This window comes from Alteromonas antoniana (assembly GCF_019249295.1).
GTDB lineage: Bacteria > Pseudomonadota > Gammaproteobacteria > Enterobacterales > Alteromonadaceae > Alteromonas > Alteromonas antoniana.
Genome location: NZ_JAESDH010000033.1, coordinates 1 through 20,614 on the forward strand (window position 1 = coordinate 1; position 20,614 = coordinate 20,614).

Annotated in this window: 16 protein-coding genes and 1 pseudogene; 8 read left to right on the forward strand and 9 right to left on the reverse strand. The window is 45.7% G+C overall.

Features of this window, described 5'->3' with window-relative positions:
* The 5 genes and pseudogenes from JKP77_RS19650 to JKP77_RS19670 all read right to left on the reverse strand — a co-directional run.
* A pseudogene (locus JKP77_RS19650) lies at positions 1-395 on the reverse strand (GNAT family N-acetyltransferase); the annotation flags it as partial.
* Positions 395-1,411, reverse strand: coding sequence for a polysaccharide deacetylase family protein (locus JKP77_RS19655; RefSeq protein ID WP_218312879.1), 1,017 nt, complete (start codon positions 1,409-1,411; stop codon positions 395-397). The gene JKP77_RS19655 and the pseudogene JKP77_RS19650, both read right to left, overlap by 1 nt.
* The gene (locus JKP77_RS19660; protein ID WP_218312880.1) at positions 1,398-2,516 is read right to left on the reverse strand and encodes a glycosyltransferase; all 1,119 of its coding nucleotides are present in this window, start codon (positions 2,514-2,516) and stop codon (positions 1,398-1,400) included. Before JKP77_RS19660 ends, JKP77_RS19655 begins: the two co-directional genes overlap by 14 nt.
* A gap of 4 nt (positions 2,517-2,520) precedes the next feature.
* Positions 2,521-3,486: a glycosyltransferase family 2 protein gene (locus tag JKP77_RS19665; protein WP_218312881.1), complete on the reverse strand. Its 966-nt coding sequence runs from the start codon at positions 3,484-3,486 to the stop codon at positions 2,521-2,523.
* Positions 3,483-6,008, reverse strand: a complete 2,526-nt coding sequence (locus tag JKP77_RS19670) for a hypothetical protein (RefSeq protein ID WP_218312882.1) — start codon at positions 6,006-6,008, stop codon at positions 3,483-3,485. Before JKP77_RS19670 ends, JKP77_RS19665 begins: the two co-directional genes overlap by 4 nt.
* A 253-nt stretch (positions 6,009-6,261) precedes the next feature.
* Here JKP77_RS19670 and JKP77_RS19675 point away from each other — a divergent pair, with 253 nt between their 5' ends.
* Both JKP77_RS19675 and JKP77_RS19680 read left to right on the forward strand, forming a co-directional pair.
* Entirely contained in the window at positions 6,262-7,464 is a 1,203-nt protein-coding gene (locus JKP77_RS19675) for a TIGR03087 family PEP-CTERM/XrtA system glycosyltransferase (RefSeq protein WP_218312883.1), read from the forward strand.
* Positions 7,461-8,054 carry an acyltransferase gene (locus tag JKP77_RS19680; RefSeq protein WP_218312884.1) on the forward strand — a complete coding sequence of 198 codons (594 nt, stop codon included), beginning with the start codon at positions 7,461-7,463 and terminating at the stop codon, positions 8,052-8,054. Before JKP77_RS19675 ends, JKP77_RS19680 begins: the two co-directional genes overlap by 4 nt.
* Here JKP77_RS19680 and JKP77_RS19685 read toward each other — a convergent pair.
* Complete coding sequence (locus JKP77_RS19685) at positions 8,026-9,018, reverse strand: GNAT family N-acetyltransferase (protein WP_218312885.1); 993 nt, start codon at positions 9,016-9,018, stop codon at positions 8,026-8,028. The two genes, JKP77_RS19680 and JKP77_RS19685, sit on opposite strands and share 29 nt — an antisense overlap.
* Positions 9,019-9,232: 214 nt before the next feature.
* Here JKP77_RS19685 and prsT point away from each other — a divergent pair, with 214 nt between their 5' ends.
* Both prsT and JKP77_RS19695 read left to right on the forward strand, forming a co-directional pair.
* Positions 9,233-11,929: an XrtA/PEP-CTERM system TPR-repeat protein PrsT gene (prsT, locus tag JKP77_RS19690; protein ID WP_218312886.1), complete on the forward strand. Its 2,697-nt coding sequence runs from the start codon at positions 9,233-9,235 to the stop codon at positions 11,927-11,929.
* Between the two features lie 195 nt (positions 11,930-12,124).
* Positions 12,125-12,823, forward strand: a complete 699-nt coding sequence (locus JKP77_RS19695) for a PEP-CTERM sorting domain-containing protein (RefSeq protein WP_218312887.1) — start codon at positions 12,125-12,127, stop codon at positions 12,821-12,823.
* Between the two features lie 168 nt (positions 12,824-12,991).
* Here JKP77_RS19695 and JKP77_RS22715 read toward each other — a convergent pair whose 3' ends face one another.
* The 3 genes from JKP77_RS22715 to JKP77_RS19710 form a co-directional block, all read right to left on the reverse strand.
* Entirely contained in the window at positions 12,992-15,016 is a 2,025-nt protein-coding gene (locus JKP77_RS22715) for a ThiF family adenylyltransferase (RefSeq protein WP_218312888.1), read from the reverse strand.
* A 19-nt stretch (positions 15,017-15,035) separates the two neighbouring features.
* Positions 15,036-15,860, reverse strand: a complete 825-nt coding sequence (locus JKP77_RS19705; RefSeq protein ID WP_218312889.1) for a PEP-CTERM/exosortase system-associated acyltransferase — start codon at positions 15,858-15,860, stop codon at positions 15,036-15,038.
* Positions 15,861-15,942: 82 nt separating this feature from the next.
* Entirely contained in the window at positions 15,943-16,701 is a 759-nt protein-coding gene (locus JKP77_RS19710) for a YdcF family protein (protein WP_218312890.1), read from the reverse strand.
* A 58-nt stretch (positions 16,702-16,759) separates the two neighbouring features.
* Here JKP77_RS19710 and JKP77_RS19715 point away from each other — a divergent pair, with 58 nt between their 5' ends.
* From JKP77_RS19715 to JKP77_RS19730, 4 genes are all read left to right on the forward strand, one after another.
* Complete coding sequence (locus JKP77_RS19715; protein ID WP_218312891.1) at positions 16,760-17,515, forward strand: S1 family peptidase; 756 nt, start codon at positions 16,760-16,762, stop codon at positions 17,513-17,515.
* Positions 17,516-17,661: 146 nt separating this feature from the next.
* Entirely contained in the window at positions 17,662-18,273 is a 612-nt protein-coding gene (locus JKP77_RS19720) for a hypothetical protein (RefSeq protein ID WP_218312892.1), read from the forward strand.
* Positions 18,274-18,541: 268 nt separating this feature from the next.
* Complete coding sequence (locus JKP77_RS19725; RefSeq protein WP_218312893.1) at positions 18,542-19,504, forward strand: HprK-related kinase A; 963 nt, start codon at positions 18,542-18,544, stop codon at positions 19,502-19,504.
* Positions 19,486-20,601, forward strand: a complete 1,116-nt coding sequence (locus JKP77_RS19730) for a nucleotidyltransferase family protein (RefSeq protein ID WP_218312894.1) — start codon at positions 19,486-19,488, stop codon at positions 20,599-20,601. Before JKP77_RS19725 ends, JKP77_RS19730 begins: the two co-directional genes overlap by 19 nt.
* Positions 20,602-20,614: the final 13 nt, after the last annotated feature.

A 20,614-nucleotide genomic window follows, 5' to 3' on the forward strand; every position in this document is an offset into this window, starting at 1 on the left:
GATGTGTCTTCTGGTGTCTGAGTCAGTCCACGAACCTCGAGATAGCGACTTCCTGCCTTTTGCCCCACATTACGAAGGTGGTGTTGCATCCGGTTGAGGACCTCAGGCGAATCTGCCAGTCCGAATCCCAGGTCGCAATAGGGCAGGGCACAAACCTGCTTTCCGGAAAAAGGAATGCGCATGAGCACTGCGGGGAACACGCCTACCACCTTATCTGTTTGCGGATCTGTGGCTATGGCACCGGCAATATCATGTCGGTAGGCTGACTTTACTGCCTGCTGCCAGGCAAATCTGTGGTAGGGCGTTGCCAGCTCATGACGCGCCACATACTCGTCCCACCGGGCTTTGTCAGCAATGGATACTTTAGAGACAGAGACTTCTGCTACATCAGACATCAGCCTGCCTCCTGCCAGCGGATCACATCGCTGTTATGGGCTTGCTTAAGCAGTTGAGCGGCTTCTGAAATGGTACAAAAACGCACATTCGCTTTATCTTCCAGATGATTTACGCTTGCCCGTATCCTGGTGATGATCCGCTCAAAGGCGTTGTCTACATCCAGAAGTCCCGTCGCGCCGTCTATCAGGCTGGAGCTGTGCAAATACATATGAATTACCGGATGGGCATTTTTAATACATCTGTCAATGAGGGCGTTCATATTGCTGGCATCGGTAAGCTCCGGGCTCAGATAAATCTTGCGAAGCAAATGACTGTGCCATAATACGCCAACAGACTTTGTCCAGGAGATCCCAGGTGATGCGAGCAAATTGTGCACTTTTTCGCCCAAGCGGAAATTGTTTACGTTGAAGCCTGCACTTACCGGTATTTCCATAATTTGTCGTTGTGCGCCTGGCTTGAGGGCATTGTTTACTTTAGGCCAGTACGGATACGTTGGTGCCCCTTCACAGCTGAAGAAGTCATTTTTGTAAAACGGATATACGCTGGAGTCGACTTTGTAGCCACGTGAGGCAAGCAGTTGCAGTGTTTTGCCATTGATTCCCCATCGGCCGCTGCGAAAAGACTGCGGCGACGCACCGATGTTCTTACATATTATTTCAGTAAGGGTATCCAGCTTCTGTTCTACCTGCTCATCGGGCAGATTAATCACATGGGATTCGGCTTCTGTTGTTTTACCGAAAAAGGGCGGATTGCACCATGGGTGCAGATGCGCACCAATCTCTGCGTGATTGTTCTGATGAAAAGACTTCAGCGTCTCACAGGCCTGCTTGTCTCTGGCGACAGCATAATCGACGAAGTAGGTGGGGCGAATTCCCATGTCCTGGCAGGCTTGCTGAAAATCGGGCAAGCGTTCAACGTTTTTTACTGAACACTCCTCTTCCGGGAACTCTTCGTCCCAGAGCCATTCTTCCTCGGTATCAATGGTGAGTACGAACAATACCTCAGGCTTGTGCATGCGCCGCCTCGCTGGTTACGTCCCTGAACAATGCATAATATTCATCTGCCATTCGCTGGGCAGAAAAATGCTCCTGTACAAACTGTCTGGCGTTCGCAGCAAGTTGTTTTGCGTAGTCAGTATCGTCTAATAGCTTTTCCCAGTCCTGCATTAGCTGCTTATTGTCGTGAAGCGTTGCCAGCAGGCCGGATTCTTTGTGAGTGATAAGCTGATCAATACCGGCTATATCGTACGCTGAGACAGGTATTTCCATTGCACATGCTTCCATTAGGCATCGCGGAATACCCTCCAGTGTGGAGGTCATGACAAATAAATCGAAATCCCGAAGCAGCGTGAGGCGATCGTTTCGAAACCCTAAGAATTCGATAGACGCTTTTGAGGACAAAGATGCGGTGTAAGCTTCCAACTCTGGGCGCGCGTCGCCGTCTCCCAGTAATACCAGGCGTATATCCTGACGATGTTTATAAAGCGTATCGAAACTGTCCAGGATTGCGCGAATATTCTTTCTGCTTATCATCTGGCCAACGAAGCCTATGGTTTTTATTTCAGAGGCTTTTCGTTCGTGTTTGGTAAGTCTTACCGCTTCGACTTCAGATAAATCGACGCCATTCTGGATATATTCCAGTTTATTTTCCGGGATGTTAAATTTTTTGACATCGGCCATGAGTTGTCGAGACAGCGGCACTACTTTAGTGGCGTATTTCATGGCCTGGCAACCCAGCCAGATGAAAGTGCGCAGTTTAATATCTGCTGCGTTTTCGAATCCGTGAGGAGTCACAACGCAGGGAATACCGGCTTTTCTGGCTGCCATCACACCAAGAATATCTGACTTATAGCCGTGGGTGTGAATGACATCAATGTTACGTTCTTTAATAAGCGCGGCCAGCTTTTTTACTACACCCAGATCAAAACGGTTTTTCATGGGTAAAGCATGCGTTGTCCCGATAGGCGAAAACTGCTTTACGAGTTCAAGATCTTCTGTGCCTGGTTCTAATGTCACTACCAGTTCGCTGGTTGTGTCTTCCGGGAGGTGCTTGGATAACGCCAGAACCCAGCGCTCTGCACCGTAAAAGCCGGTTGAACAAATAAACTGCAATATTTTCATTTTTCTACTTATGTGAACTGGTTCTTACTGTCCCGCCGATGCCCAGCAATGTGCCAATCGCTCTGGCGGGAAAATACATGACATAAAATAACAGACATGGCATCCACCCTGTCTCATTTTTAGTCAGTTTCTTCAATCGTACCGTGTAAGCGGCTAAAGGTAAAAGTCCGATTGCGAAGAATAATGCTGACAGATCAAAATGCGTCAGAATAAGCATCAATAACCCGAGCAGTATTCCACCCACAACCGCAAAAGGTACCAGGAAACTTGGCCACTCGCGCAATGGAATACTTCGGCCATTTAACGATGCCAGATTCGACTGGCCCCGCCAAATCTCTTTTTTAAACATGGGTATGTATTCTTTGTCTTCACCTAAATGCACGTAGTTTGCTTCAGAGGTATAGAATAAATTGCCTAGCTTATTTACCTGATCTGTAAAGTAATAGTCTTCGCAGGTAAGCAAATGTTCGGGGAACCCACCAACGTCGTTAAAGGTGTCATTGTGCAGAAATAAATTTCTTCCTGGTAAAAACGCCACGAAAGTATCTAATTCAGCGTTGCTGAGTGCCGTGCGAATTCTTTCAAGCGGTGGTGCATCGTTACTGTTTATTTGCATAGCGCTCACCAGTCTGGTGTCAGGCTGAGATTTCAGCGTGCTCAGCATGGTACTCACCCAGTTATCCGAAAGCGCAATATCAGCATCCAGGAAGGCAAGATAGCTACCACTGGCATGGGCAGCACCCAGGTTGCGCGAGTGGGAAATAGTCTTGTCCGGCTGGTTGAAAATAACGGTAAGTTTCACTTCACTGCGAAGTGCCGACAATGTTTCGGACGCAGTGTCATTCTGACTAACAACAATCACTTCCAGAGCGTCAGTGGGGTAATCCTGCGAAATAATAGATTGCAGGGTTTCCAGCAACATACCCTCACGGCCCTTGTGCGGAATCACAAAGCTGATAGTTTCGCTCATGGTTTCCCCAGCCATTTCTGGAGGGAAGGGAAGCGCTTCGCCGCCTGACGTCTTTCCCGCTTAAGCGAAAACGCTCCTAACGCATTGAATACCGCTTTGGGTAACGATGTTGTGTTCAGTGAATGCTGCGTCGAATAGCTTGTTTTTAACGGCATAGGGTTGGCCGCATCACTGTAGGCATCGAAATTGGCATTTTGCATCATCAGGCAGAGCAGCCGGGTAGTTTCAGATTCATCCGAGTCTGCCAGTCGGGACTCGATTACTGACAACAGCTCGTCGGCTTTACGTTTGGCGGCTGTCGCGTCGTCGTTATTCATATAATGCTTTGCGAAATGGAGCACACACAGTTTCCTTAAGTCCTGACCCGTCCAGGTTTGATTTGGAAACTCCAGAATATCGGGTTTGTCCAGATACGCATATTCATTCTTCGTCATCCATGTCGCATAGTGCACCAGAGAGCGCACCGCATACGCGTAGGCGGCATCGTTTTGGCCCAGCGACTCTTTTGTCTGAATAAACCGGCATACCGCCTGTAAGAAAACCGTATAAAACCAGGTTAGCTCTACGTTCTCCAGGTTGCGCCCGGCAAGGTCTTCTTCCGGACTAACGGTGTTATAAATGATATGCGCACATTTATTGATATCTTCAGCGCGACCCAGCAGCGTGTACCTGTCCATCATTGCCTGCAGGTAATTGCCGGTTCCCCGGTCAAGGGGATACTGGCCTGTGCGAATATTTTTGACGCCCGGGGTATTGCTGTTCTTCAGAGACAGTAAAAAGCCGACACCCGTGTCATCACCATCATAGTAAGTCTCAATCCACTGACAAATGCTCAGAAGTGCATCTTTAGAGACCGGATCGCCGGTAAGCAAATAATGCAGTAGCAAACCATTGGTATAACAGTGCTGCCCACCAGGCCCACCCCCACCGGCGTGATCATCGTAGACGTCTGTAGGCTGGCGTTTGGAATAGGTGCGGTGCGTGGCAGTATAAGCCTGCACGTAGTGATCGGTGTGCCAGAATAGTCCGCCGGAATATTCTGGTTTATCGTCACAGGTGTGATATACGTCGATATCAGCCACATGACCTGCTAAATCATCAGCCAGAGTGAACCAGCGTTCATCAGAAGTATTCAGCCACTGGTTCAGGCAACCATTGATGGGATCGTACTGGTTATTGTAGTGCGAAACAAAGTGCGTGATATCCGGAGTTAGTGCCTTTTCGTGATCCGCGTACAACTCGCCGAAATGTCGCCAGCCAAACTCATCAATAGCTTCACGTTTCGCGAAAAAGTGGTTGTCACCGGTGATCCCCTTCTGAATTAGCTGTTGAATGGCGTCAGAGGGGATGCCTGTTCGGAAAAAGGGCAAGCACTTCGTAGAGGCAATATAGTCAGGCGAGAGCACTACCTGTAGTTTTCGGAACGGAGAACCGGTGATATGCAAACACCGTGTTTTTTGTTCGCCCGGTTGCAACTCTGTGGTGGGGCCAGCGTCTGCACCGAGTAAGCTTACCCGGGTCAGTGTATTGTCTCCGTTAACGGACGATGGAAAGTTTTGCCAGAAACCGTCGACTTCCACATAGCGAGTGCCGGATTGGCTCTGGATTTCCACTACTGCCGAGGCCTGCGAGCCTTCTTTTTGCAGTTCATTATTCAGGGTAAACCGATAGCCTTTAAACGGCAGATTTACTTCACCGCTGTTATCTACATGAACAGGACTATTCCAGTTAGCATGGCCGCTGGATGCCTGATGAAGATGATAGCTTTTGCCTTCAGGTTTAACGGAATCTTCGCGTGCTGAAATGCTGAGACTTTTCGTGGGAGCGCAAGCTTCAAGATAACATTCGTCAATATAAACTGAGTTTGGATCGCCGAGATCCCACTGTCCGGCAGGATGGGTTGCAGCGACGGGATTACGTAACGTCGTTTGCAGATGACAATCCCCATTGTCCAGCAACACTGTGATATTAAGGAAGAGATGCAGAACATTGTCTTGTGCAGTGGTAATCGTCGCTTCCAGCGCGATATCTACAGAAAAAGCTGACGCTGCACTGTACTTCACCGTGTAGTGCTGCGAAGTGATTGACGGGGTAACAACGTTACTGCCGCTTTTCAGCCGGAGTCCGTATTGGCAGCCGTCTATCGCGAACTGTAGTTCGTTATCAGTCGATACCGTTATTATATTGCCGTTGTGACAATGGATAGTTAACGTCGAGTCAGAGTCCTTAACAGGGTTTATCAGGTGCTTGTTAGCCGCGGGAGAGAGTTGAAGGGAGACTGTTTCGGTTTGACCTGCATCTAATGAACAGAGTCCTTCAGCAAGAAACCAGCGAACGGAGCCATCGTCCCACAATACATGAGGAGTGCAGACACTGCTGCTAATATTCCCTGACGCCGTTTGTAACTGAATCTGGTCCGTCGCACGCCACTGCCCTTTGCGGCAGGGGAGGCCTGTTTTAAAGAAGGCATGAGTAACCGGCGTCGAGCCGGTATTATTAAGACTGAAAGCAGGTGACAACATTGGCTTAACTATGACTTCTTCCGTGAACCGCGACAACAATCCCTTACTGTACTTGAGTTTTGTATCTCTGCCAATTGCACCGGTGTGAAAACAGCTGATTATATGACTTTGACGAAAATTTGCTGGCGTCGTACCATGCTGAAAAAGAAGTAGACTTGGGGAAAGTGCGAAAAAGTCTGTAGCGACTTGCCTGTAAGCCAGCGCGACCATAGACTTAGCCGGCACTTTTCCTTAAACCGAGTATGGAGACGTTTTGAAAATTTGTGTTGTAGCACAGCGAGTGCCTTACCCACCTAATAAGGGGGAGAAACTCAGAACTTTCCATCAAATTGAGCGTATGGTTCAGCTTGGTCACGACGTAGACGTTATTTCTTTCAGTGAGAGTGAGCAGGATACCAACGATGCACTGGCGCTTCAGAATCACTTACAGATCAACGTAAGTACTTTTCCATTAGGCAGTAAGCTCACCCGCTACGCTTCGGCATTGATAAAGCAGCAGCCGGTAAGCGTAGGCGCCTTCTATCAAGGCGACGTGGCAAAGCGTATCGATGATATTCTGAAGAACGAGAGTGTTGACGTGTTGTATCTCACAGCATCCAGCCTGGGCCAATATGTATTCTCGTCATCCCATTTTTCTGATTCAGCATGTAAGGTCATGATGGATTTTATGGATGTGGACTCGGACAAATGGCATCAGTATGCCAACAGCAGTAGCTGGCCAATGAGAGCTGTCTATATAAGAGAAGCGAAGGGGATAAGAAAGCTCGAGCAAAAGGCGAACGCGCAGTTTGAAAAAACATTCCTGATTGCGGAAGAAGAAGTTGCGCTGTTTCGTCGGGAAGTCAGTGATGCAAAGCCTGTTAACGTGATGGGCAATGGACTGGATTTTTCCGCGTTCTATCCTGCTGAAAATAAATCGTCGGATGCAACCAGTGGACATTTCCTGTTTACGGGGGTCATGGATTATAAACCGAATATTGATGCGGTGATGTGGTTTGTCAAATCTTGCTGGCCGGATATCAGAAGGGCACTGCCAGATGCCGTATTTACGATTGCTGGCATGAACCCTTCAACAGAGATCCAGAGCCTGAACGGTAAAAATGGTATCGATGTGACAGGCTTCGTTGACGATATTTTACCGTATTTTCATAGCGCCACGGCGTTTGTTGCGCCTTTCCGTATTGCCCGCGGTGTGCAGAATAAAGTATTGCAGGCAGCGGCGTGTAAGTTACCCGTGATTACTACCTCTATGGGAGCTGAAGGCATTCACTTCGCGTCGGAACAGACAATGTTTATTGAAAATGACACGCAGGGCTTTACTGACGCCTGTATATGCTGTGTAAAAGAACCTGACACCGCTGAAGCAAAGGCGCAGAAAGGGCTTGATGAAATCAAAAGCGCCTACAGCTGGGAACAGCAATTAAAGCCGCTGGAAGAGGCATTGGGCGCACTATGAGAAGTGTTTTCAAGCAAGTACTGTTTACGCTGGCAGCAGTCATTATGCTGCCTTTTACGGTGAGTTACTCACTGTTGGCTCTGGCGCTGAATAAAGATAGTTTGCTGGCCGGTTACAGTCAGCTTCTGTCGCTGATTCCTGGTAAAACTGGCGCAATATTGCGGGCGGGGTTTTATCGCTTTGCTTTTACAGCCTGCTCTCCCGATGCGGTTATTTCATTTATGGTATTGTTTTCGCAGCAGGATACCGAAATTGGATCGGGAGTGTATCTGGGCCCGCAATGCAATATTGGTAAGTGCAAAATTGGAAAAAATACATTGCTGGGAAGTGGTGTCCACGTAATGAGCGGAAAAGGCCAACACAATTTTGACGACCCCGACACGCCGATCAAAGATCAGGGCGGGGTGTTTAATAAGGTCGAGATTGGAGAAAACTGCTGGCTTGGTAACGGCGCCATGATTATGGCGAATATTGGTAAAGGAAGCGTGATTGCGGCAGGGTCAGTAGTGACCAAAGATATTCCTGAAGGGGTTATCGCAGCGGGTAATCCGGCGAAAGTGATTAAGTCGCGCGGCCAACCAGAGACTTAAGTTTTGCTATTTGTCTTACCATTTTTGCAGTGAAAGAATTTGCCCATACGGTGATGTTATAAAAGTGGTAGAGGGTGTCGGCAAGGGTCTTTTTGTACTGTGCATCGCCGCCCAGAAAGTCATATTCAGTGTATCCGCGCTCAGCGTAATACGCCATGCAGTAAAGATGAACTAAATACCCTGGCTTGATGTGTTTATCTGGCACCGTGTCGTTAATTCCGCAGCAATAAAACTCGACACGTTTTTCCCACAGAAAGTTGTAGCACATACCCAGTAAATGCGTTCCTGCTTTTACCGTTACAACATCAACAAGGTGTGGAAAGTGCTTAATAATAAAGTGATGATGGTTCAGGAAAGCGTCATTTGAAAAGCCACTGCCCTCTGCGGTATGTTGCCATCGTGTTTTATGAAGCTTGCCCAGCGCCATAAAATCTTTTGCTTTCTCACTCCCTGCAGATGAGACAACCGTTATCGGTCCCCATACAGATTCTGCCTTTTTCAGGGAGCGGCGGATCTGCGACCTGCTGTTTTTCGATAACGACTGAATAATACTGTCGACCGTCGTTGTCGCTCTCAACGACCGCTTATATCCGGTTACTTCTTCAACCAATGTGGGCTGAGCTCTCGACGTCGCCGCCTTTAGCCAATCGTGTTTGTCGTCTGCCATACTGATATACAACTGCACAGTGGATGGCATGTCAGGAAAGCCGCTTAATAAGGCATCAACACAAGACTCATGATATTCCGGTTGGCAGTAAATTCGGTTGAACTCAATCCATGCCTGGTCATATTTCTGCACGCCCGCCTGATTACAACACTGTGTTTTGAAAAAAGGCAGTGCGCGATGAACAGGCCGGCTTTGCAGCAATACAAAGCCAACCAGTACATTATTTTTGCAGAAAGTTATCAGAAGAGGAGGAGATGGAAGGCTTTGAAGCCAGGCTTCCAGCCACGCACGACTCATAAAAAAAGTGCCGCTTTGGTAGTCGTTCCAGAAATCTTTCAGGAGTGATTGAAAGTGTTGAGAATTGCGAAGAGAAACCTGTTGTACCGTAATCATTGTAAGGACTTACTGCTCACCGCAACTGAAACCCCTGGAGGTTACCAATTCGTTAGTAATGTTATTAATATGGGGCTATGATGGCACAAAAAGCGTTTTTCAGTCTAGGAGTGAGAAAATGAAAAAGTCGTTGTTAGCTTTGTCAGTAGCAGTAGGGATATCGTTGACCGGTTGTGGTGGCAAGGATCCGCAGGAATTAATTCAGTCAGCACAACAAAATATTCAACAAGGTGATGAAGCTGCAGCGGTGATTGAGTTGAAGAATGCTCTGCAGGAGGCACCGCAAAATGCGCAAGCTCGCTTTTTGCTTGGTAAGGTTTATACCGAGCAGGGCGCATGGGCTGCTGCCGCGAAAGAATTGGAAGAAGCGAAAAAATACGGGTTTGACATCAACGCAGTGGCGCCTTTGCTTGCCCTTAGTTACTACTCTCAAAGCAACCTTCAACAGCTAGAGTCCTTATCTGAAATAGGAACCGGGCTCTCTACCACTTCAAAAGCAGCAGTTTTTGCCTTTACCGCAATGACTCTCTTTGAATTGGGAGTTATTGATGAAGCGCAGGTAATGGTCGAGGAAGCAAAGAATGAAGCACCAGAAAGCGAATTCTCCAAATTAAGTAGCGCACTACAGGATATTGCAGCCGGCAATATTGATAGCGCAGATAATACATTGGACACAATAATTGAGAGTGACGTCTCGTTGCCTGAAGTGTACTTGTTCAAAGGCCAGATAGCATCTTACCGGGAAAACACCGAAGAGGCGGTAGCGGCTTTTCAGCATTATGTAGAAGCACGTCCGAAAGACTATCGGGGAGCAATTTTCTATTCCAATGCATTACTTCGAAATAAAGAGTTTGAAGAAGCGGAAGAGATTGTAGATCGCTTACTAGATGTGAGTAGCGAACAACCATTCCTGAATTTTATGAAAGCCACCGCGAGATTCGAGGCTGGAGATTTTGAATCTGCGAGTATTCATGCTGACAAAGCAATACAGAATGGATATAACGATCGAAGCGCTCGCGTCATAGCTGGTATAAGTGCGCTAAGACTAGATAGGAAAGAGCAGGCCTACAACCACCTGAATACTGTGAAAGACGAGCTTGGACCAGACAGCACAGTCCTGCCATTACTAAATTCTCTGGCATTAGATCTTGGTTATGAAGCTGATGCGGTTGCATATCTTGATAACAAAGATGTGATTTCCGAGCAGGATGTCCTGGTCTTATCATCTTTAACAACACAGCTTTTTAAATCAGGCGAAGTTCGCCAGGCCAGAGAAATTTCTGAAAGGTTGAAAAAGGCTGATGTCAACTCATCAGCTGCGATGCTATCCAGAGGAGCGTTAAGACTAACACTTGATGATGTTCAGGGGATCACTGATCTTGAAGCGGCCATCAGGTTAGAGCCTGATTCTGCATTAGCAAATGTATCTTTGGCACAAGCTTATATAGATGCAGGCAAATGGGAAAAAGCAAAGGAACTCGCGAACACATGGCTGGAACGCAATCCCGATTCAGCAGACGGGCCAGCATTGCTTGGAATCATCAGTGAAAAGAAAGGTGAAGTTGACGAAGCTCATGCTTTTTTCACGAGAGCGCTTGAGATTGATAAGTCACACACGACCGCGAATATGTACTTTGCCAGAAAATACATAGGTGAAAATAAAGCTGATCAAGCAATGGAACATTTAAACAATGTGCTGGAAGAGCATCCATCTAATGTACCAGCGTTAGTTCTAAATTATCAGCTCCTGAAAGAATCTGGAAATGAAGAGAAGGGCCTTGCAGCGATCCGGAACGCACTAGAAGCCGACGTAGACGGCAATATGCAATCTCTTTATGTTAATACGCTATATTCCAGCGGCCGTTATAATATGGTAATTGAGCATCTTGAATCTGTTGATAGAGCCACGTTTTCAGATAAAGAATGGTTGGTGCTGGCTAATAGTCATTTTTATGAAAAAAACCGTTCTGCGGCGGTTTCCGTGGCCAGAGAATGGCTTCAGAGTGAGCCAAAAAATACGCTTGCTCACTTTCAGCTAATTTCGTCATTGCAACTCGATGGAAATTCGGCTGAGGCTAAAAGAGAAGCTGTCAAAGCTGTAAGTAGCCATCCGAAAGTAGAAGAGTTCAAATTAATTCTTATCGCGCTATCACTTAGCTCTGATGACTCCAACTTAGCAAAGTCTACGTTTTCAAAGCTATCATCGGAAATTAAAAATTCCGCAACTGGCGAGAAGATTCTTGCTCAGATAAAAATGTCCGAAGGAAATTTCGCAGAAGCGGAACGTACTTTTAAAACACTTTACAAAGACAGCCCTGATGACAAGCTTACGTGGCTTTATGCTAAGTCACTCGTTGCTCAGGGGAAAGGCGATGAGGCGTACGCTGTGTACTCCGATTATCTGAAGAATAAAAAACCTGATAGCTTGCAACTTTCTCACCTTGCAGAACTTGCTATTCGAACTGGAAAACGGCCAGAAGCAATTGACAACTATATTGAGTTAGTAACCGTTGAACCAGACAATATTAAAGTGTTGAACAATCTAGCGTATTTACTCTTCGAAGCTGGACGGGCAGATGAGGCGTTAAAGTACTCAGATAAAGCCATGGAACTTGAGCCGAAAAATGCGAATGTCCGGGATACACATGCATCAGTATTGGTTGAAGTTGGTAGAGCTCAGGAAGCTATCGAGATATTTGACGAGCTTTACAGTGAACGCCCGACAGACAAGAAGCTGATTCAAAAATACAGCGAAGCATTAAGAGCTGTTGGTGAAACCGAGAAAGCAAATGCTATACAGGGAACGGTGAACTAATAAGGTGTCAGGATCTTTAACACTGATATATTTTGGGAAGCTGGAGATGCTGTTAAGTCGTTGTTTTTTAAGTTTTTTTAATTATTGGCACGACAACTGCTTTGTTGTTTGTGAAGTTAATTTAGAGCAATTAAGCAAACCATACATGCTCAGGCTTGCATAAATGGACGCTTTTTCGAAAAGAGGAAAATTGAAATGAAATCTTTTATTAAAGCAATCGGTGCTACAGCGTTACTGGCCGCTTCAACTATGCCAGCTCATGCAGACTTGATGCTAGATGGTTTTGACCAGTATGATCTGCAACTGTTTGATACGTCAGGCGACGGAACATCAGTTGACGGTACTGGTAACTTAGTCATCAATGTACCTGGCGTTGGCCCAGTTCCAGCTGAAGCATTTTATCAGTTAAACGCTTTAACCGATGGTAACTTGGGTTCAATGGTAACAACTTCTGTTGATACAGCACCTGATTTAGACGTACTGGTATTCAGTGAAGGTACCAACCGTCAAGGTGAACTGACACTTACTTATTCATCAGTAGCGCCAATTCCATTTGCTAACTTTGGTACTGCCATCAAGTTTGATTACCTGGACATCGATGAAGATCTGGATGCAGAAATTACTCTTTGTGATAGCACTGCAGCGTGTTCAACAGTTGTAGTTACCATCCCAGGTTCTGACGATATGCCTGGAACGTTTTCAGTCAATCTATCATCTTTCGTAGGTGTAAATTTGTTTGACATCGTCAGTGCATCAGCTTTAGTAACCAGTGATGGTGACAACGCCGGTTTCGTTCTTGACCAAATCAGTGTTGTTCCAGAGCCAGCGACTCTTGGTGTTCTGGGTCTTGGCCTGATGGGCTTAGGTCTGCGCCGTCGCAAAGCTGCTAAATAATTACAGCTAGCAAGCATTGAAAAACCCGGCTTTTGCCGGGTTTTTTTGTGGGTGAAGGTCAGCGACGATAATGGACTGCAATGCGAGAAAGTCTATCGTTACTCTGCGAATCCTGAAATAGAAAGGTTCGCAGAGTAAAAGCGATCGGAGGCTCAATAGATAGGCGGTCTACTTCGTTATCTTCAACTCACTCAGAGGAAGTCTGACAGAGCGATACTTAGGGATTTCAGTTCTGCCTAACCGACCCATAAATACGATTTTAGACGTATTCTCCGCACCAAAAATCTGCTGAAAGCGTGCTTCCATTTTCTGTGCGTTCTTTATCGTATCGGTATTGTCAGTAAATTTAACACCTCGTCTCTGGTACTCTGAAAAGATAACGGGTGTCTGGCAAGGCTGGAAACCAAGATTCAATACTGCGGACTGTAACCAAAAGCGTTGTACTGCTCGGCCCGCTGTAAAATAATCCTCATCAGTCACGGCTTCTTCATCTGCGACAATCGCAAACAGCGCTGAAGATTTCACCGCAGGTACAAAGTCCATCAGGAACCTCGGTACGACAGTGCCGCCCAGATATTTCCCCATAAACTCCAGTCGCGGCCAGCTTCTTAGTGACCACTTTGTTAGGGCTACCGTTAATGGGTCCACTCCGAGCGACTTCGCAGGAAGCTTGCTTTGGCTTATTTCATCATTTTCATTCTTATTTGTACTGGCGTCTTCAGACCGTGGTGTGAATTCAATAATATTGCTATGAACATTAAAGCCTTCTTTCATAGACAGCCGGGTTTTACCGTTGCCATAAAGTAATTTAGCCATCGCCAGGCGCTCTTCTTTGGATTCTTTCCAAATCACGCTAAAGCCTGGTGGAAGAGACTCCTCCAGTGAAGCTTTCTCACGCGGTGTTAAAGGAGCTGTGCCCATGGGCTTACGTTGCACTGTACGAATAGGAATGTAGCTGTAAAGCTTCTGGTCAAACGTCGATTGTGTTTGTTCGTGAGCTTCCTTCAGGGAAACCTCAAACAAGTAGTGGCCAGGCTCGCCGTCACTAGCAGGTGACGAGTCTTCTTTTTTAAACGAGATATCTGCCGTAAACCCAAGCGCTGAGGCGGCAAGATCGATGTTTTCAATGAGGCAGCCAAGAGCTAGCTTACTGGCGTTGCCTTGCAGGTCATACACCACCCAGTCACTGGTATCGGTACCATGTACAATACATCGATTGTCATCCAGTATTTCAAAGCGCCATACCTGTGTGTTATCTCCGCTGGGTGCCCAGCGAGCGATGTGAAGAACCTGTTCAATAGGTGTTTCTGATAGCGGTTCCTCTACTACAGGCGGTTTGTCCTTGAGAACAATTTTTTTGGCGATCTTAAATGCAATTTTCTGAATCGGGTTTCTGTTGCCATTAGGGCGCCAGGTCTTTCTTAACTTATTTGTGTATGCATCAAAATGCAGACCGTGAGGCGCTGCGGGCACATTGCCGCGATTTAACAAAATCTTGAGCGTAAAAGTAGCAGCGGCGCCGGCACATAGCTTGACGGCCATAATTGTAGATGGCCCTTTGCGAGCTTTAAAATCTGCTTTGGTAGGATCGACCAGATAACTTCTCTGAAGCATGGCCGGAGAGAGACCTATAAGAAATTTTATGTATTGTTCTTCTTCCGTTTCCGCATCATTGAATCGGAAGTATTCTTCATATGACATGTGCCCTGGTAAAAAGCATAGTAGCGCCGTTCCCATTCCCAGCGGCGCGGCGGTAACGACGGGGATCCCTTTTTCTTCGCATTTACCAAATAAAAGCTTTCTGGCATCTAATGCAAAAAAGTCCAGGCTGTCGACGTAAATATCTACGTTATCAAGAAATTCATCTACGTTGTTTTCGTTAATGCCGTCGTCAAACGTTGTTAACTCGCAATCTGGATTAATATCGCGGGCTACGTCCGCCATAACCTCACACTTCGGTTTGCCGACCGTTGACATATAGGCACCGGCCTGGCGATTGAAGTTGTGAACTTCATATTCATCAAAATCGGAGATAGAAAAACGGGTAAGACCAAGGCGGAGGAGGGTAACGAGGTGTTCAGCCCCTACGCCGCCCATTCCGGCTATGGCGACCTTTTTTGTTTTAAGAAGAGATTGTTCCGCTTCCGTTACCCAGCCAATATTTCTGGAGAAAGCCGACTGATAATCGAACATGGCGCACCTGAATGTGAAATTAACTTTTCGGGCTTTTATTTACCGTCTGCTGTATGTGTTTAAGCATGATTTTAAAGCCAGGGGTTAATGTTTTGTAGAGAAGATCCTGATTAATATAGTAAGGAGCGCGTTTACCGTGATATTCAATCACTGGGCCGATTTGCTCAAACTTTATACCCACAAATCCCATACTTCTGGCTAAACGCGGCTCCATCATGACATAGGCGTGTTTTATTTCGTTGTGAATGACCATCGCGGCGGCAGAAAAGTACAAGCCTACGGCAATAAAGGGGAAGCATCGAAGCTCAGTTTCCGAATAAGTCGACTGGTTAATAACACCGGTCGCAGCACCCTGAAACTTATCCATTTGTCGGCGACGAAAATCTTTAGGGACGGCTAATCGTGATATTTCGCAAACTTCGTGTCGCTCAAAAAACGCCGGATTAAGCTTGTCGTTGGTAATTGAGTTAAGACAGTATTTTTCAATAGGAAGTTGTTCACCCTGTTTTAAAGGTCTTACAACTCTAACGGTGCCGGCAAAGTGATCAGAAGATTTATGATGGATTAGGCAGTGACGGGAAAATGCATCAAATTCATCCGTCTCCATGCCGTTTTCTCTGACTGGCTCGAAGCTGAGTTCATCGCAATACACGTTGTGTCGAATTTTAAACGATTCCTCACAAAGCGACTGACTGGTAGCCACCACTGGCTCCAGGTATGACGAAAAATGCTGGGAAATATAGTTTGCTTCACGCAGTTGTTGATACCCGGTGAGCAATTTTCCAAGCTTACTTTTTTTTCCGACAGCTTTTGTTAGCCTGTCCAACACTGAATGGCTTTTCACTGCTTTCCTTCGCCGTTGTGCAAACTCTTAATTACATGGAAATAAGTGTAGCAGAAGGCCTGCAAAAAATTCGATAATTGTTTTAGTTAAACGCGCTTTCTAACTGATATTTAAGTAATGCTAAGTATTCATATATCGCCTTTCGAGACTTTTCAAGGGAAACTGCAGAAGGGCTGGCAAGGAAAAAGTCCAAATCGTCACTGCTTTGATAGTCCACAGGCGATGATTGCACCGCGATATCAAGATCAATGAGCATGTTCTCTACTCTTGTGGCATGCGTTGCACTGGTTACCGCGAGTACATATTTATCTTCAAGATGAACCCGCGCGGCCTGTATCTCTGAAAACGTGTTCTCGCCTTCTCCTACTACTATTATGCTGTCAGACGAAAGGCCGACGCTAAGTAAAAAGTCACGAGCCTTCTGGGCATAAACAACCGTATTGTCTCTCAGAAATTTTCCTCCAGACACCACTACTGGAATATTGAATTTTTTTGAAAGTGAAGCACTGTGTAGTAAGCGCTGTAAAGAGCAGTCTGCCCACCTTGCAGTTTCCGGCATTTCACCTTTTGTGCTGTAATAGCAAGCTGGCGTGTAAATGACTTCCGATTTTTCAAATTCGTCGGTACTCGGGTATTCCTTTGGGTACTCTAGCGGATATAACAGAAGACTGGCTATCCAGGGCTGAGAAAAGACAAGCAAAATTCCTGTTCCACAGGAAATAAGAAATGCCGCTCGTTTTGTTTGATGGCGTAAATAAAAAAAAGCTGCGACTATGAGTATCAGAATTGAAATGGCCAGCGGCGAGCTGAGCACCAAGACAATACTTTTGAGCGCTTCCATGTTAAGCCTTTGAGTTTTTATTTATGCAAAACAACAAATTATCAGAAAGGAGTCAGGTATGAAAGTGATTAAGTACGGTTACTTCTGGGCATGTGTATTGAGTATCCTATTATCTTCAAAAACGGTCGCGACAGAATTTGTTGAGGTTGTTGAGAAAAATACACAAAGCGTCGTTGCAATAGCCGTTAATGCTCCAATAAAAAGTGCGGCTCCTCAAATTAAGGGTACAGGCTTTATTATCGGCGACGGCTCATGGGCCGTGACAAATTACCATGTGGTATCTGAGCCACTCGACCCGACTATCGTTGAAGATTATGTGATTCTGGTGGGGCAGGGCAGTCAGGTAGAAATGGTTAAGGGAACCGTGGAAAAGATTGACCCCGCACATGATATTGCGTTGCTGAAACTGCCGAAAAAATTTACTCCGTTAACAATGTCTGCTGAGGGCTTGCTAAAGCCTGGCAGCAGCATCGCTTTTACAGGTTTTCCGATTGGCGCAGTTCTTGGTTTGTACCCTGCCACGCACAGAGGCTATATATCGGCTGTTACACCTGATGCGATTCCGGCTATGCAATCAGATCAGTTAACGCTGGAAATGATGAAGCGTCTTGCGCATAAGAATTTGATTTATCAACTGGATGCGACAGCTTATCCAGGAAATAGCGGAAGTCCGGTATATGATCCTGTTACAGGAGACGTGGTGGCCATTATAAATAAGGTTATCGTGAGAGATACAAAAGAGAGTGCACTTTCGTCTCCAAGTGGGATATCCTATGCTGTGCCGGTTAAGTATATTCAGAAATTAATCCGTTAGATTGTGTTGTCGGCTTTTTTTACAACGCAAATATTGGTTTCTGAAAAAATTTTTACGGATCAATGGGTTGAACTTGTGGTTCGATTATTGCTGTATTTCGGTATAAGATATAAATCTAGCTAGTTTAAGTTCCTCCAGAGGTATGCATGAATATTGATGACAAAAGCCATAATGGCAAGGATGTTAGTGGAGATAACAATTCTCGCAGACGTTTTGTAAAACGTGCTGCGGCAGTATCGCTTATCACTGTTGTTCCTGCAAAAGTTAGCTGGGCTCAAACCGCCGGATGCACAGTTTCAGGTACGTTATCCGGCTCGTTATCACGTCCGTGTGATGAGCAAATTGAGACCGTTTCTGGTTACTCTCCAGGTACCTGGGGACGAGTTTTCAACAAAGTTGGACACAGTGACTATCACTCTTTCAGCGCTTACCTGCCAACAAATTTAGCTGGTGGCTCGTGGGATACCACTTGGGAAGATGTTTTTGGTATAGGCCGTCCTCCCTTCGGAGGTGATTCTTCTGAGAGCATGATTCGGCAGTATTTCCATCATTTTAAGCCGAAAAGCGATCGTCTCAACAGCGGGATCGACACCCAACTCGCTGCAGCTTACCTGAACGCAGTGGTAGGAGAATATCCGCTGGCTCCTGGCGAGACTGCACAAACCTACGTTCAAGGCCTTTACGACTTGGTATCCACCGGAGTTTACACTCAGGCTCAGATGGAAAGTGCAATAGTGAGCACTCAGACTCAGGATTAAGCGCTACTTTAAACTCGTAGTGGATAACTTACCTTGACGCTTACATTCAAATCGCTGGACCCTCAGGTAGAAGTCGTTCCTTTGTCTGATCACTCGGGGGTCGTATGCTTTCATACTCAGATCGGGAGCCATATTATTTTTCCACCTGAGTATTTTCAGCTCTTACAATTATTAAAAGGTACTATTTCTCACAAAGAGTCTGATAACGACCTGGAAGAATTGTTTTGTGCCGATGAAATCAAGTATGCTGTGAACACATTGGAAGTAAATGGGTTTATCATTGAAAATGGCGCAAGTCAGGCTGTCGGAACTTGAATTTGATGAAGTATCAAAAGCGTTAAGAAAAAAAGGCATCACTGTTGATACTGGACTTGCAAGTTTTCATATCAGAACGCCAAATCGCAGCGTTGCTAGAAGCTTTTACGACATGTACTCAAACCACATGGTCTGCTTACAGGACACCTGGTTTGATTTCACTATATCAGTAGAAAGTCCACCGAATCTCCGGCGTCTATTCAGACCGCAGGCGCTGTTTAAACTTGATGGAATCCCCCCATTCTTACCGCTTCCGAAAGCGCATAGTTACCCACTTCTCGAGTGGGGAATGAATTGGTGTGTTGCCAGTCACTATCATACGTATTTGATTTTACACGCCGCTGTGCTGGAGAAGTCAGGGAAAGCTGTTATTTTACCCGCGCCGCCTGGTTCTGGAAAAAGCACTTTGTGCACATATCTGGCGTATTCTGGTTGGCGGCTGTTATCGGACGAAATGGCCGTTATTGATTTAGTTACTGGTGAAATAAGCCCTTTTTTGCGTCCAATCTGTGTTAAAAATGATGCAATAGACATCGTAAAAAGATGGTTTCCTGACGCGGTACTCACTCCCACAGCGAAAGATACACAGAAAGGGAGTGTGGCTCATATCAGGCCACCGATAAACGCTATACAAAATACAAATGTAAGACCTCGTGTTCACACTATATTATTTCCTTCATACTCTCGTGATGCTGAACGTACTGATATCCGTGAATTAAATCATGCTGAGGCCTTACCTAAGTTATTGGAAAACGCCTTTAACAATGAAGTACTTGGCGCTGATGGATTTCGTTCTCTAATAAAGCTTATGGATGACGCTTCGCTAATTGCGGACGCTGAATACGCCAATGTTCAAGACGTCGATCTCTTTTTAACCGACAGGTTACAGGAGGCAACGTGCGAAACGATGTCTTAGAGACACTTATTCTTGCCCTTACAGGCAATAAGCCGACTAACTTTGATGAGTTACATTGGCGTGATGTGATTAGAGTGGCAAGGTCAGCTGACGTTGTTCATCGCCTATCCCACACTGTTTTAAATAGTGACTTTGTAGATAAGCTTTCGGACAAAGTTAAAGCTACATGTTTCAGCTACAATCGTCACACTCAACTTTTCCATAATCAGGTGAAGTACGAGTACACTAAGTTACAGAAAGACACTCAAGGCATTGAGTTTGGTCATCTGACTTTTCTCAAGGGGGCGGCTTACGTAATATCTGATAGCCAGGCAGCCAACGGCAGGATTTTCTCTGACATTGATATCCTTGTAGATAAGCCAAGCCTGTCAGTTGTGGAAAGGAGACTGAATCTGGTTGGCTGGGTATCGATGAAAGGAACAGACTACGATCAGAATTATTACCGTAAGTGGTCACATGAAATTCCTCCCTTGATGCATGTCCAACGAAAAACCGTTCTTGACGTTCACCATAATATAATTCCTCCTGTTAGTGGTAAGACACCAAATATGGAAACGTTGATATCTTCTAAAGTAATGAAAGAGGGAAACTTTTCGGTATTGTCGCCTGCTGGCATGGTATTGCATAGCGCCGTACACCTCTTTTTTAAAGAAGAGTTTGTTTTCGGTTTCAGAGATCTCAGTGATATATATTTACTTGTAACTGAAAATCAGCATGACGATGAATTTTGGCGTGAACTAAAAGCGCTTTCAACGAAGCTCGGATTCGAGAGAGAGGTATATCTGGCACTTCATTTTCTAACGCTAATAATGGGGTGGGTGCCAGTGAAAGAGTCCAAGGTATTATTTAATAGTAGCGGAACTGGTTATTTATCATCAAAAATTTGTGATTGGATGTTTTTGAGAATTCTCCGACCTAAGCATAAAAGCGTGCGTCTCAGAGGTACGGAAATTGCTTATTTTCTTGGGTTCGTGAGAGGACATATGAAAAAGATGTCTTTGGGAGTTCTCGCTTATCATGTCATGTATAAGGGATTTAGTTCTTTTAAGTATTTGATCACAGGACAAAAAAAGCGAGCTGACTTACTGGAAAAATAGCTCGCGTTACTGA